This is a genomic window from Allosphingosinicella sp. (assembly GCF_036403745.1).
Classification (GTDB): domain Bacteria; phylum Pseudomonadota; class Alphaproteobacteria; order Sphingomonadales; family Sphingomonadaceae; genus Allosphingosinicella.
This window is the reverse complement of sequence record NZ_DASWQI010000007.1, coordinates 25,919-38,926: the sequence shown is the minus strand read 5'-3', so window position 1 is coordinate 38,926 and position 13,008 is coordinate 25,919. Positions and strand designations below refer to the sequence as shown.

Annotated in this window: 13 protein-coding genes; 7 read left to right on the top strand and 6 right to left on the bottom strand. The window is 67.6% G+C overall.

Features of this window, described 5'->3' with window-relative positions:
* Nucleotides 1-16: 16 nt before the first annotated feature.
* Nucleotides 17-220 (bottom strand): helix-turn-helix domain-containing protein, encoded by a 204-nt coding sequence (locus VGC56_RS01365; RefSeq protein WP_464122810.1) that lies wholly within the window; start codon nucleotides 218-220, stop codon nucleotides 17-19.
* Nucleotides 221-466: 246 nt separating this feature from the next.
* On the opposite strand from VGC56_RS01365, the gene VGC56_RS01360 reads away from it, so the two are divergent.
* On the top strand, nucleotides 467-811 hold the full coding sequence (locus VGC56_RS01360) for a hypothetical protein (protein WP_464122753.1): 345 nt from the start codon (nucleotides 467-469) through the stop codon (nucleotides 809-811).
* On the opposite strand, the gene VGC56_RS01355 is transcribed toward VGC56_RS01360, so the two are convergent.
* The 3 genes from VGC56_RS01355 to VGC56_RS01345 form a co-directional block, all read right to left on the bottom strand.
* Nucleotides 808-996: a hypothetical protein gene (locus VGC56_RS01355; RefSeq protein WP_464122752.1), complete on the bottom strand. Its 189-nt coding sequence runs from the start codon at nucleotides 994-996 to the stop codon at nucleotides 808-810. The two genes, VGC56_RS01360 and VGC56_RS01355, sit on opposite strands and share 4 nt — an antisense overlap.
* 776 nt (nucleotides 997-1,772) lie before the next feature.
* A complete protein-coding gene (locus tag VGC56_RS01350) occupies nucleotides 1,773-2,063 on the bottom strand; it encodes a hypothetical protein (RefSeq protein ID WP_464122751.1) in 291 nt (96 codons plus the stop codon).
* Nucleotide 2,064: 1 nt separating this feature from the next.
* Nucleotides 2,065-2,577 carry a hemerythrin domain-containing protein gene (locus VGC56_RS01345; protein ID WP_464122750.1) on the bottom strand — a complete coding sequence of 171 codons (513 nt, stop codon included), beginning with the start codon at nucleotides 2,575-2,577 and terminating at the stop codon, nucleotides 2,065-2,067.
* A 65-nt stretch (nucleotides 2,578-2,642) separates the two neighbouring features.
* Here VGC56_RS01345 and VGC56_RS01340 point away from each other — a divergent pair, with 65 nt between their 5' ends.
* From VGC56_RS01340 to VGC56_RS01315, 6 genes are all read left to right on the top strand, one after another.
* Nucleotides 2,643-3,143: a CinA family protein gene (locus VGC56_RS01340; RefSeq protein ID WP_464122749.1), complete on the top strand. Its 501-nt coding sequence runs from the start codon at nucleotides 2,643-2,645 to the stop codon at nucleotides 3,141-3,143.
* On the top strand, nucleotides 3,140-5,197 hold the full coding sequence (locus tag VGC56_RS01335) for an NAD(+) synthase (protein WP_464122748.1): 2,058 nt from the start codon (nucleotides 3,140-3,142) through the stop codon (nucleotides 5,195-5,197). The genes VGC56_RS01340 and VGC56_RS01335 overlap by 4 nt, the downstream gene beginning before the upstream one ends.
* A 151-nt stretch (nucleotides 5,198-5,348) precedes the next feature.
* Nucleotides 5,349-7,706 (top strand): UDP-galactopyranose mutase, encoded by a 2,358-nt coding sequence (gene glf / locus VGC56_RS01330; protein ID WP_464122746.1) that lies wholly within the window; start codon nucleotides 5,349-5,351, stop codon nucleotides 7,704-7,706.
* A 263-nt stretch (nucleotides 7,707-7,969) separates the two neighbouring features.
* Nucleotides 7,970-8,284, top strand: coding sequence for an ArsR/SmtB family transcription factor (locus VGC56_RS01325; protein WP_464122745.1), 315 nt, complete (start codon nucleotides 7,970-7,972; stop codon nucleotides 8,282-8,284).
* A gap of 1 nt (nucleotide 8,285) precedes the next feature.
* Nucleotides 8,286-8,765, top strand: coding sequence for an SRPBCC family protein (locus tag VGC56_RS01320; RefSeq protein WP_464122744.1), 480 nt, complete (start codon nucleotides 8,286-8,288; stop codon nucleotides 8,763-8,765).
* Nucleotides 8,766-8,832: 67 nt separating this feature from the next.
* The gene (locus VGC56_RS01315; protein ID WP_464122743.1) at nucleotides 8,833-9,234 is read left to right on the top strand and encodes a DoxX family protein; all 402 of its coding nucleotides are present in this window, start codon (nucleotides 8,833-8,835) and stop codon (nucleotides 9,232-9,234) included.
* A gap of 140 nt (nucleotides 9,235-9,374) precedes the next feature.
* Here VGC56_RS01315 and VGC56_RS01310 read toward each other — a convergent pair whose 3' ends face one another.
* Nucleotides 9,375-10,139 (bottom strand): SDR family oxidoreductase, encoded by a 765-nt coding sequence (locus VGC56_RS01310; RefSeq protein ID WP_464122741.1) that lies wholly within the window; start codon nucleotides 10,137-10,139, stop codon nucleotides 9,375-9,377.
* A 231-nt stretch (nucleotides 10,140-10,370) separates the two neighbouring features.
* Complete coding sequence (gene clpB / locus VGC56_RS01305) at nucleotides 10,371-12,971, bottom strand: ATP-dependent chaperone ClpB (RefSeq protein ID WP_464122740.1); 2,601 nt, start codon at nucleotides 12,969-12,971, stop codon at nucleotides 10,371-10,373.
* Between the last annotated feature and the right edge of the window lie 37 nt (nucleotides 12,972-13,008).

Sequence of the window (13,008 nt, the reverse complement as noted above, 5' to 3'; positions counted from 1 at the left end):
CAAAGGTCGCGAAGATCTAGTCGCGTGGCGGGATAACACCGCCGACGAGACGGCCGCTGTCGATAAAGACGGTTCCGGAGGCCTCCAGCGCCCGCCGCATCGCCTGAACCCGCGGGGGCAGCACTGACTCCCCCGCCTCAAACCTCGTGATCGTCCGCCAACTCACCCCTGAGGCCGCGGCTAAGTCGTCGCGGGACCAAAGCAAAGCAGCACGTGCCATCCGGCATTGCCGCGGGGTCAAGACGGCATATTCCATGCAAAAAACACTTGCGCCGCCGCTCCCGATCCGGCATGTAATATGCCAATAAGAAGAACCCCCACCTCCTAGAGCAGGAGAGCCTTGGTCATGGCTTCCAGGGAGCATAGCTGCACGCGTCGCGCACTTCTAGCGGGAGCCGTAGGGGCGCCGACTGCCCTCACCCTCCGCCGCACCGCGGCTCCTCTCTCTCCCCTCGAAGGAGAGGAGTTGGAGGCGGCGTGGGAGGCGGCGCTTGCGGCCTTGCTGCGCGCCGAGGCTGAGATCGCAGCGTTCAAGCGGGCTGAGCCGCGCGGCGCGTCCTTTTCACAACAGTGGGACATGGACGAGGCCTTCTCCGATCTCGCCTGCTCCCAGAATGCGGCGCTCGAGCGGTTGCTGCTCGTGCCGGCGCCGGACCTCGCCGCCCTCGCCACCAAGCTCGCGCGCGCCGTCGAGGACCTCGCCTGGGAGCTGCCGCAGGCCGACGCGACCATGGCCCAGCTTGCGGCCGATGCGGAGAGGCTGGCGGCGCAGAGCGGTACTGTGCCCGCCGGCCCGGGGAAGACGGTCTAAAGCCGCCGCCGGCGCTGGCGCCAGCGCAGGATCTGGCCGGCGGCGAGGACAGCGGCGAGGATCGCGAGCATCGCCCATCTCGGCAAGGCGTGGGCGCCGCTCATCAGCACGAAGACGCCCCAGGCGAGGGCGACCACCAAAGCGGTGGCGGCGAGGGCGGCGAGGGCGAAGAGGGCTTTGTGCATCGGGCCGCAGGATAACGCGTTCAGCAGGTATCGGGTAGGTGGTGGCAGGCTCCGACCCCGCTCCTCCCTGTGGCGCGACGCCGCATGGGGAGGACGAGAAGCCGGGGCCGTCCCAGTAAGCCTTGCGGCTGGTCGTCGCGCAGATCCTGTCCACCCTCGGCCGGCGGGACCGCACGCTCGCCGCGGCCGCGGGAGCCACCACGGTTCCCGCACGGCAAGGACCCGGCAGCGACACGGCACCCGCACGGTTGCGACCCGGCACGCGCCCCGTTAGGACCCGGCACGCGCCCGGCAAGCACACGGTTGCGACACGGCAGTCGCCCGGCAGCGCGTGCACCTTTTGCCTCGTTCGCGCGGCAGGTGAGGGCTCCGCCTGCACCGCCCTTCCACCAGCAGTCGGCCGGTTGCTTCTCAGGCGGGTTCATGCTATGTTCGAGGCGACAAGAGAGCTGTGCGGTATCTGGCCTGCGGGTGCGAATCGCACTGGCGCGGGTCGGGCAAACGGCAGCTGGATCGCAAAAAGGGGCGCACGGGGCGCCCGACGGCGGGAGGGAAGTTTTTTTATATCAGGAAAGTTCGAAACTTCCGCGGCTTCGGTTCAGGGCGGACGGGCGCCCGAGGATGCGCGCCAAGGGGGCGGCGAGGGCGGCCTCGCCGCGTCGGACGGGTTCGGCGGCCCGAGGGTCGCCGCCCCGCCGGCCGGGCGGGCGCCGACTCCGTTCGCTGCTCCGGCGGCGCTAGGCGCCGGCGTCGCTGCTCACCGGGCGGCGCTGGCCTCAGTCCACATGAGGATTAATGGCCGGGGGGTCGCTCGCCGGAAAGCTTTCGTCGCTGGCCTGGTCGACCTGGCTCCACTCCTTGGGCGGGTCGCGCATGGCGTCGGGGCCGGCGGAGCGGGCGGCGCTGGTGTGGCCCACCGCGCCGTCGGCGCCGGTGCCCTTCAGCGCCGCGCTGCGCCCCTGGCTGCCGTCGGGGCGGCGCCAGAGGCGGGTTGCCGCGTAGCCGAGCGCGGCGGCGCAGGCGGCGCCGAGGCCGGTCAAGAGCGCGATGCGGCCTTTGCCGGCCATGTCAGGCCGCGTCTTCGGTCAGGGTCGCGGTGGTCGCCTTGGGCAGGCCTTCGGTCTCGGCGATCCGCTGCAGCTCGGCCTTGCGGGCGGCCATCTGTTCGCCGAGGGCATCGAGGTCGACGTCGGTCTTGCGGGCCTGGTGGAACATGCTGTCCCGCTGCTTCTCCTCCTCCTTGACGTGGTGCTCGATCTCCTCCTGCAGCACCTTCACCTTGGCGTCGTAGAAATCGTCGGAGGGCTCGCCGGCCTCGATGTCGTTGATCAGCACCTTGGCGCCGTCATGCTCGACCGTGGCTTCGTCGAGATCGGCGTCGTCGATCTTGCCGCGGAGCGCCGGGTAGAAGATCTCCTCCTCGATCATGGTGTGGATCTTGAGTTCGGTGCAGATCTGGCGGGCAATTTTCTCCTTGGTGCCGTCGCGGCTCGCTTTCTCGAACTTCTCGAAAAGGGCCTCGACCTCGCGGTGGTCCTGGGTGAGCAGCTGGATCGCGTCCTGTTTCTTGTCGGCCACCATGATCTATGTTCCTTTGCGGGTTTGGTTGAGGAACCATCGGCGCGGGGGGCCGGTTCCTTGGCGTCATGAATGACGCCGAGACCCTGTCGCCCCTGCTCCCCAACGAGACCGAGGAGGCCGCCCGCCGGCTCCTCCAAAAGGCGCATGAAAGGGGGCTGATGCTGGCGACGGCAGAGAGCTGCACCGGCGGCATGCTCGCCTCGCTGCTGACCGACGTGCAGGGCGTGTCGCACGTCTTCGACCGCGGCTTCGTCACCTATACGAACGAGGCGAAGAACGAGATGCTCGGCATTCCGATGGAGGTGATCGACACGCACGACGCGGTCTCCAGGGAGGTCGCGGTGGCGATGGCGGAAGGGGCGCTTGCGCACAGCCGGGCGAACATCGCGCTTGCCGTGACCGGCTTCGCCGACGCAGGGCGGGAGCCGGGGCTGGTCCATTTCGGCTGCGCCCGGGCGGGGCGCAAGACGATGCACCGCGAGGAGCATTTCGGCCCGGGCGGCCGCGGTGCTACACGCATCGCGTGCATGACGGTCGCGGTCGAGATGATGACGGAGATGCTGTGAGTAAAGGGCCCTTTGAAGGAATCCACCGCCACGGCTACGTACGGTGCGCGGCGGCGAGCCCGACGGCGTCGTCGGGGGATGTCCGCTTCAACGTCGAGCAGGCGGTCGCGCTGGCGCGGGAGGCGGATGCTAAGGGCGTCGACCTCGTCGTCTTTCCAGAGCTCAACATCTCCTCCTACGCGGTCGACGATCTGTTCCTGCAGGAGGCGTTCCTCGACGCGGTGGAGGACGGCATCGCCCGCTTCCGCAACGCGACGGCGAAGCTCGCGCCGGTCTGCGTGATCGGCGCCCCGTTGAGGCGCAACGGGCGGCTGTACAATACAGGGGTGGTGGTGAGCCGCGGGCGCATCCTCGGCGTGGTGCCGAAGAGCTTCCTCCCCAATTATCGCGAATATTATGAGAAACGCTGGTTCGTCTCCGGCGTCGGGCTCTCCGGCATCGAGATCGCCGTGTCGGGCGAACAGGTGCCGTTCGGCACCGACCTCGTCTTCGCTGCCGAAGACCTCGCCGACTTCACCTTCTTCGTCGAGATTTGCGAAGATTATTGGGCGCCGCAGCCGCCCTCGACCTGGGGCGCGCTCGCCGGGGCGCTGATCCTGTGCAACCTCTCGGCGTCCAACATCACCATCGGCAAGGCGGACGAGAGGAAGATGCTCTGCGCCTCGCAGGCGAGCCGCTGCTGCGCGGCCTATGTGTTCTCCGCCTCGGGACCGGGGGAGAGCACCACCGACCTCGCCTGGGACGGCCAGGGCTCGATCTACGAATTCGGCGAACTGCTCTGCGAATCCGGCCGCTTCGACCTCGAGCCGGAGCTGTGCATCGCCGACGTCGATGCGCAGCGGCTGCGGCTCGAGCGGATGCGGATGCCGACCTTCAACGACAATGCGGTCGCCGCGGGCCATCCCGAGAAGAGCGCGCGGCGGGTGCATTTCGAGCACAGGCCGGACATGGGCGACATCGGCTTCCACCGGAATCTGCGCCGCTTCCCCTACGTGCCGAACCGCATCGAGCAGCTCGATTCCGACTGCTACGAGGCGTTCAACATTCAGGTGCAGGGGCTCGCCAAACGCTTCCAGACGACCAGCGGCGACAAGCTGGTGATCGGCGTCTCGGGTGGGCTGGATTCCACGCATGCGCTGCTGGTCTGCGCCAAGATGTGCGATTTCCTGAAGCTGCCCCGCTCCACCATCCTCGGCTTCACGATGCCGGGCTTCGCGACCGGCGACACGACCAAATCGAACGCCTGGGCGCTGATGAAGGCGCTCGGCATTGTCGGCGAGGAGATCGATATCCGCCCGGCCGCGCAGCAGATGCTGACGGACATGGGCCACCCCTATGCCAAGGGCGAGCGGGGGGCGGACGTGTACGACGTCACCTTCGAGAACGTGCAGGCGGGGCTCCGCACAGACTATCTGTTCCGTCTCGCCAACCAACGGCGCGGCTTCGTCGTCGGAACGGGCGATCTTTCCGAAGTGGCGCTCGGCTGGTCGACGTACGGCGTCGGCGACCAGATGAGCCATTACGGCGTCAATGCCGGCGTGCCCAAGACGCTGATCCAGTATCTCATACGCTGGGTGGTGAAGACGGGGCAGCTCGACGCCGAGACGAACCGCGTATTGGACGCCATATTGGAGACGAAAATCTCCCCTGAGCTGGTCCCGGCGGACGCGCAGGGCGAGATGCAGTCGACCGAGGACAAGATCGGCCCGTACGCGCTGCACGATTTCTTCCTGTTCCACATCCTGCGCTCGGGCCAGAAGCCGTCCAAGGTCGCGTTCATGGCGCGGCAGGCGTGGCACGATGCGGCGGCGGGGGCGTGGCCGGCCGGCTATCCCGACGCGCTGAAGCGGGAATACGACCTTCCCACCATCCGCAAGTGGCTGGAGGTCTTCCTCTATCGCTTCTTCCAGATCAGCCAGTTCAAGCGCACCGCCATCCCCAATTCGCCCAAGGTTTCGGCCGGCGGATCGCTGAGCCCGCGGGGCGACTGGCGCGCACCTGCGGACGGGACGGCGGGCCCCTGGCTCGACGAGCTGAAGGCGGCCTTCGATTAATCGTATAATTCAGGCCGCGCGCGGAACGGTCCGGCTGCGCAACAACCCAGCTTAGTCCTTATCTGCATTAACTTTATTCCATGTTGCAGCGCGGAACCGAAGCGCGTGCGGGTACGTTATTCCTGCATTCTCCATTAACGGGATACCCGCGTTGATCAAACTCTCCACCGCCTCCGATATGGGGCAGAGCCGCTTTGCCTCGCACCAGACCGACGGGCACACCCTCATCTGCTTCTCCCACCTGCGGTGGAACTTCGTTTTCCAGCGGCCCCAGCATCTGATGAGCCGCTTCGCGCAGGACCGGCGCGTTATCTTCTGGGAGGAGCCGGAAGCGGCGCTTCCCGAGTGCGAGCCCGCCCTTGGCGTGCGCACCTGCGCCGAGACCGGCGTGGTCGTCGTGACCCCGTCCATCCCCGACACCCTGTCCGAAGCCGAGCGCGAGACCGTGCTGAAGCGGCTGCTGACCGACTTCGCCGCCGAGGAGAAGGGGCCCTTCATCCGCTGGTATTACACGCCGATGATGCTGCCTTTCTCGCGCGACCTGCCATCGGCGGCGATCGTCTACGACTGCATGGACGAGCTTGCCAACTTCCGCTTCGCGCCGCCCCAGCTGCTGGCGCTGGAGCAGGAACTGCTCGACAGCGCGGACGTCGTCTTCACCGGCGGCTATTCGCTTTACGAGGCGAAGAAGGACCGCCATCCGAACATCCACCCCTTCCCCTCCAGCGTCGACCGCGCCCATTTCGCGCAGGCGCGCGGCGTCGATGCCTCGCCCGATGACCAGGGGCCGATCGGCAAGCCGCGCCTGGGCTTCTACGGCGTCATCGACGAGCGGATCGATCTGGAGATGATCGCGGCGGTGGCGGATGCGCACCCCGAATGGTCGATCGTCATGGTCGGGCCGGTGGTGAAGATCGATCCGGCCGACCTGCCCGTCCGCGCCAACATCCATTATGCCGGCGGCAAGACCTATGACGAGCTGCCGCTCTATCTGGGCGGCTGGGACGTCGCGTTGATGCCGTTTGCGATCAACGATTCGACGAAGTTCATCTCGCCGACCAAGACGCCGGAATATTTGGCGGGCGGCCGCCCGGTCGTGTCGACGCCGATCACCGACGTCATCCGCCATTACTCGGATCTCGAAGCGGTGTTCATTGCCGACGGCTCCGACGCGTTCGTCACGGCGTGCGAGCAGGCGCTGGCGCTCGTCCAGTCGGGCGACGAATGGCTGAAGGACGTCGACCTGAAGCTCGCGAACCTCAGCTGGGATATCACCTATGCCCGCATGGCGGGGCTGGTGCGCGAAGCAATGACGGTGCCGAATGCCGGCCCCAACATCGTCAAGGCGGCGGCACGCAAGAAATACGATTATCTCGTCGTCGGCGCGGGCTTCGCCGGCTCGGTCATCGCCGAGCGGCTGGCCAGCGAGCATGACGCGCATGTCCTGGTCATCGACCGGCGGCCGCACGTCGCCGGCAACGCCTACGACCATTTGGACGAGGCCGGGATCCTGATCCACCAATATGGCCCGCACATCTTCCACACCAATTCGGACGAGATTTTCGACTATCTCTCCCGCTTCACCGCGTGGCGTCCCTACGAGCACAAGGTGCTCGCTGACGTCCGGGACAAGCTCGTGCCGATCCCGATCAACCGCACGACCTTGAACGAACTGTTCGGGCTCGACCTCAAGACCGACGAGGAGGCCGCGGCCTATCTCGCCTCGCGCGCCGAGCCGGTCGAGGAGATCAAGACGTCCGAGGACGTCGTCATCAACGCGGTCGGGCGCGAGCTCTACGAGCTGTTCTTCCAGGGCTATACCCGCAAGCAGTGGGGCATCGATCCGTCGGAGCTCGACAAGGCGGTGACCGCGCGCATCCCGACGCGGACCAACACCGACGATCGCTATTTCGGCGACAAGCACCAGGCGATGCCGAAGGACGGCTACACCGCGATGTTCAACCGGATGCTCGACCATCCGAACATCGATGTGCTGCTCTCGACCGATTTTAAGGACGTGATCGACGAGATCGACGCCGGCCACATCGTCTTCACCGGGCCGATCGACGAGTATTTCGGCTTCCGCTACGGCAAGCTGCCCTACCGCAGCCTGCGGTTCGAGCATAAGATGCTGGAGACGGAGAATTTCCAGCCCGTCGCGGTGGTGAACTATCCGGACCCGCAGGTGCCCTACACCCGGATCACCGAGTATAAGCACCTCACCGGCCAGGAGAGCCCGCGGACCAGCCTCACCTACGAATATCCGTCGGCGGAGGGCGATCCTTATTATCCGATCCCGCGGCCGGAGAACCAGGCTTTGTTCAAGAAGTATGAGGCGCTCGCCGACGCGACCCGCAACGTCACCTTCGTCGGGCGACTGGCCACCTACCGCTATTACAATATGGACCAGGTGGTCGGACAGGCATTGAGCGCCTTCCGCAAGCTCGACGCGCGGCGCAAGAGCGTCGCCCAGGCGAAGCGCGACGTCTGGACCGAGGCGGCGGAGTAGGCCTCTCCCTTCCCTTCACTCTCAGGGGCGGCTCTCCGGGGTCGCCCCTTTTTCTTGTGCCCTCCCCATCCGGAGGATGGGGAGGGGGACCAGCGAAGCTGGTGGAGGGGTAAGTGAAGGGCGCAGGGGGTGCCTGTCCGACGCCTGCTGCTGCTCTGCGAAATACCCCTCCACCACCTACGGTGGTCCCCCTCCCCATCTGGCGATGGGGAGGCAAGCAGGTGCTTGCATCTATTTCTTCTCGGCTATATAACCTACTAGTAATGCAACTCGACACCGCCTTCTCCGCCCTCGGCGATCCCACCCGCCGCGCCATCCTCGCCCGGCTCGCGCTGGGCGAGGCGACGGTGACCGAGTTGGCGCGGCCGTTTGCGCTCAGCCAGCCGGCCGTCTCGAAGCATCTGAAGGTGCTGGAGAAGGCGGGGCTGATCGAATGCGGACAGGACGCGCAGCGGCGGCCGCGCCGGCTCAAGCCGGCGGGGATGAAGGCGGTTGCCGATTGGCTGGAGCCATTCCGCGAGCAGTGGGAAAGCCGCCTCGACAATCTCGACCGCCACGTCGCCAACAAGGAAGACTGACATGCCCCCTGCTCACGCCCCCTTCGCCTCCGCCGGCTTCGAGCTGGACGAGGCGACCCACACGCTGCGCTTCACCCGCCGCCTCGCCGCGCCGCCGGAGCTTGTGTTCGCCGCCTGGACGGACCCCGAGCAGGTCGCCTGCTGGTGGGACGCGGCGGGCGAGCGGCTGCTGCGCTGCGAGATCGACCTGCGCGTCGGCGGCGGCTTTACCTTCGTCAGCCGCAGTCATCCGGACATGGCTTTCGCGGGCGTCTATCGCGAGATCGTGCCGCCTTCGCGGCTGGTGTTCGACGCGATGGGGGCGGAAGGGCGGGTGATGCTGGAGCCGGCCGGCGGCGGCACCGCGATGACCGTCGAGATCGCCTGCGCCAGCGACGCGCACCTCCAGCAGTTCGTCGCCATGGGCGTCGCCGCGGGGACGAGCCGGACGATGGACAATCTCGTCGTCCACGTCGGCGCGCGCGCGGAGGGGGCGGAATAAGCGGCCGCGTTGCGCTTGGCACCGCCGCGGCCTAGCGTCGGCACCGGACAGACGGGAAGAGCAACGCATGGACCGCCTCGCACGCTGGAGCCCCATTCTCCTCAGCATCCTGCGCATCGTGGCGGCCCTGCTGTTCATGGAGCATGGGCTGATGAAGCTGTTCCACTTCCCGGCTCCGCAGGCCGGCGCCCCCGACCCGCTTCCGACGATGCTCCTCGTGGCGGCATGGCTGGAGGTGGTCGGCGGCGCTCTGCTGGCGATCGGCCTCGGTACCCGGCCCGTTGCCTTTCTGCTCTCGGGCGAGATGGCGGTGGGCTATTTCATGGCGCACGCCTCGAAGAGCTTCTGGCCGGGGATCAACGGCGGCGACGCCGCGATCCTGTTTTGCTTCACCTTCCTCTACATCGCGGCAGCGGGTCCGGGGCCATGGAGCGTGGACGCGATGCTGCGGGGGCGGCGGACGATCTAGTCCTCCCTGTGCGCGAAGCGCATGGGGAGGGGGACCACCCGAGGGGTGGTGGAGGGGCCACCTCGGACTCCGTAAGGCCCCTCCACCGCGTTTCACGCGGCCCCCCTCCCCATCGGCTGCGCCGACAGGGAGGATTGGAGTCACGCCCCCCGTGCGCGGCGGGCCATTTCGTTGAGTTGGGCGAGGGTGGGCTCGAAGCGCTGCTCGGCTTCGGCGAAGCGGAGGAAGCGGACGCGCTCGACGAGGATTTCGGGCGGGGTCGGCTGCTGGCTCAGCAGGGCCATGACCTCGTCGGCGAATTCGTCGAGCGGCTGATAGCCGGGGCGGGTGGCCTGGCCGGGCGTGAGGTTGGTCTGCACCGCCGGCGGCGCCAGCTCGATCACCTCGATGCGCCCCTTCAGCGCCTCGCGCAGCGACACGGTGTAGGAATGGATCGCCGCCTTGGTCGCGCAATAGGTCGGCGTGTCGACGAGCGGCACGAAGGCGAGGCCGGACGTGACGTTGACGATCGCCGCGTCGGGCTGGGCGGCGAGGTGGTCGACCAGCGCGTCGATCATGCGGATCGGGCCGAGCAGGTTGGTCGCTACCGTCTCCTCAGCGTCCGTTAGATCGCGCGCCGTGTCGAGCGCCTCGAAGCGCATGATGCCGGCATTGTTGACGAGCACGTTCAGCGCCGGATGCTCGGCGACGACCCGCCGCGCGAAGTCCGCGATCGCGCCGGGCTGCTCCACGTCGAGGGGGACAGCGTGCATGTTGTGGCGGCCGGCGATCGCCTCCTCGAGCGCCTGCCGGCGGCGGCCGGAGACGATGATCGTATTGCCCGCATCGTGCAGGCGGTGGGCGAGCGCGGCGCCGATGCCGGAGCCGCCGCCGGTGATGAGGATGGTGTTGCCGCTGGGCTTCATCGTGTTGCTCCTGGGTGGTCGGATCGGCCGGTCAACGGGCTAAGCACTGAGAGGATGCGTATCGCCTGCCTCCCCATCGGAACGATGGGGAGGGGGACCACCGAAGGTGGTGGAGGGGTGACAGGTCGAGGATTCAGCGATTCGCCCGAGATCCGCTGACTCCGCGGCAAGCTACCCCTCCACCAGCTACGCTGGTCCCCCTCCCCATGCGCTGCGCACATGGGGAGGCACCTAAGCGGCCGCGCGTTCCTCCCCTTCGGGCGTCAGCACCAGGGCGCCATCGCCTTCCTCCACCCGCACCGTCTGGCCGTCGCGGATCGTGCCGCGCAGGATGGCGTCGGCGAGCGGGTCCTGGAGGTATTTCTGGACCGCCCGTTTCAAGGGCCGGGCGCCGTAGACCGGGTCGTAGCCGACCCGGCCGAGCCAGGCGCGCGCCGCATCGGTCAGGTCGAGCCGGATCTTGCGGTCGGCGAGCAGCTTGCCGAGCCGGGTGATCTGGATGTCGACAATCGGGCCCATATGGTCGGCGCCGAGACGGTGGAAGAGGATGATCTCGTCCAGCCGATTGAGGAATTCGGGCCGGAAATGGCCGCGCACCATTTCCATCACCTGCGGCTCGACCTTCCCGACATCCTCGTCGTCGGTGAGGCTTGAGAGATATTGGCTGCCGAGGTTCGAGGTGAGGATGATGATCGTGTTGGTGAAGTCGACCGTGCGGCCCTGGCCGTCGGTCAGGCGGCCGTCGTCCAGGACCTGGAGGAGGACGTTGAAGACGTCGCCATGCGCCTTTTCGACCTCGTCGAAGAGGATGACCTGGTAGGGCCGGCGCCGCACCGCTTCCGTCAGCACGCCGCCTTCCTCATAGCCGACATAGCCGGGGGGCGCGCCGATCAGCCGGGCGACGCTGTGCTTCTCCATGAACTCCGACATGTCGATGCGGACCATCGCGGCGGAATCGTCGAACAGGAATTCGGCGAGCGCCTTGGTGAGCTCGGTCTTGCCGACGCCGGTGGGGCCGAGGAACAGGAACGAGCCCATCGGCCGGTTCGGGTCCTGGAGGCCCGCGCGGGCGCGGCGGATGGCGCGGGAGACGGCCTCGACCGCCGCCTGCTGGCCGATGACGCGCTTGCCGATCTGCGCCTCCATCTGGAGGAGCTTTTCGCGCTCGCCCTCGAGCATGCGGTCGACGGGGATGCCGGTCCAGCGCGAGACGATCCCGGCAATGTCCTCGCTGGTCACCTCCTCGCGCAGCATCGCCGACTGGCTCACCGCCTGCGCCTCGGCGACCTGGCGCTCGAGGCCGGGGATGCGGCCGTACTGGATCTCGCCGGCCTTGGCCAAATCGCCGGCCCGCTGCGCCTGCTCGAGCTCGAGCCGGGCGGCGTCGAGTTGCTCCTTGAGCTTACCCTCGGCCTGGATCTTCTCCTTCTCGGACTGCCAGCGCTGGGTGAGCTCGGCCGATTGCTGCTCGAGATTGGCGAGCTCGGTCTCGAGGGTGCCGAGCCGCTCCTTGGATGCGCGGTCGGTCTCCTTCCTCAGCGCCTCGCGCTCGATTTTCAGCTGAATGATGCGCCGGTCGAGCGTCTCGATCTCCTCGGGCTTCGACTCCACCTCCATGCGTAGGCGCGAGGCGGCCTCGTCCATCAGGTCGATCGCCTTGTCGGGGAGGAAGCGGTCGGTGATGTAGCGGTTGCTGAGCGTCGCCGCCGAGACCAGGGCGCCGTCGGTGATCCGCACGCCGTGGTGCAGCTCGTATTTCTCCTTGAGACCCCTGAGGATCGAGATCGTGTCCTCGACCGTCGGCTCGCCGATGAACACCGGCTGGAAGCGGCGCTGGAGGGCGGGGTCCTTCTCCACGTGCTTGCGATACTCGTCGAGCGTGGTGGCGCCGATGCAGTGCAGCTCGCCCCGCGCCAGCGCCGGCTTCAGGAGGTTCGACGCGTCCATCGCGCCCTCGGATTTGCCGGCGCCGATCAGGGTGTGCATCTCGTCGATGAACAGAATGATGTCGCCCGCGGCCTGCTTGACCTCGTCGAGCACGCCCTTCAGCCGCTCCTCGAACTCTCCCCGATATTTCGCGCCGGCGATGAGCGAGCCCATGTCGAGCGCCATCAGGCGGCGGTCCTTGAGGCTGTCGGGCACGTCTCCGTTGGCGATGCGCAGCGCCAGCCCCTCGGCGATGGCGGTCTTGCCGACCCCGGGGTCGCCGATCAGCACCGGATTGTTCTTGGTCCGTCGGGCGAGGATCTGGACGGTACGGCGGATCTCCTCGTCGCGGCCGATGACCGGGTCGAGCTTGCCCTCGCGCGCCGCCTCGGTGAGATCGCGGGCGAATTTCTTCAGCGCATCATAGCGGTCCTCTGAGGACTGGGTGTCGGCGCTGCGCCCGCCGCGCAGCTGGTTGATCGCGGCGTTGAGCGCCTCGGCCCTCAGCCCCGCATCGGCAAGCGCCTTGCCCGCCTCGGTATTCTTCGCGAGCACCAGCGCGAGCAGCATCCGCTCGACGGTGACGTAGCTGTCGCCCGCCTTCTGCGCGACCTGCTCGGCGCTATCGAGGACGCGCAATGCCTCAGCGTCGAGCCCCGGCGTCTGGTTCGCCCCGCCGCCGGTCACGGCCGGCACCTTCGCCAGCGCCTCATCCACCTCCCGCCGCGCCGCCTCGGGCGAGCCGCCGGCCTTGGCGATCAGCCCCGCCGCCATCCCCTGCTCGTCCTCGAGCAAAGCCTTGAGGATATGCGTCGGCGTGATCCGCTGATGGTCCATCCGCAGCGCCACGGTCTGCGCGGACTGCAGGAATCCGCGTGCGCGGTCGGTGAATTTTTCTAGGTTCATCTCTACCCCTCAATGGCTGGAAGGGATGTAGTGTGGC

Coding starts and splice junctions, on each gene's coding strand:
- VGC56_RS01365 (WP_464122810.1), bottom strand. CDS start 220: ATGGCACGTGCTGCTTTGCTTTGGTCCCGCGACGACTTAGCCGCGGCC.
- VGC56_RS01355 (WP_464122752.1), bottom strand. CDS start 996: ATGCACAAAGCCCTCTTCGCCCTCGCCGCCCTCGCCGCCACCGCTTTG.
- VGC56_RS01350 (WP_464122751.1), bottom strand. CDS start 2,063: ATGGCCGGCAAAGGCCGCATCGCGCTCTTGACCGGCCTCGGCGCCGCC.
- VGC56_RS01345 (WP_464122750.1), bottom strand. CDS start 2,577: ATGGTGGCCGACAAGAAACAGGACGCGATCCAGCTGCTCACCCAGGAC.
- VGC56_RS01340 (WP_464122749.1), top strand. CDS start 2,643: ATGAATGACGCCGAGACCCTGTCGCCCCTGCTCCCCAACGAGACCGAG.
- VGC56_RS01325 (WP_464122745.1), top strand. CDS start 7,970: ATGCAACTCGACACCGCCTTCTCCGCCCTCGGCGATCCCACCCGCCGC.
- VGC56_RS01320 (WP_464122744.1), top strand. CDS start 8,286: ATGCCCCCTGCTCACGCCCCCTTCGCCTCCGCCGGCTTCGAGCTGGAC.
- VGC56_RS01315 (WP_464122743.1), top strand. CDS start 8,833: ATGGACCGCCTCGCACGCTGGAGCCCCATTCTCCTCAGCATCCTGCGC.
- VGC56_RS01310 (WP_464122741.1), bottom strand. CDS start 10,139: ATGAAGCCCAGCGGCAACACCATCCTCATCACCGGCGGCGGCTCCGGC.
- clpB (WP_464122740.1), bottom strand. CDS start 12,971: ATGAACCTAGAAAAATTCACCGACCGCGCACGCGGATTCCTGCAGTCC.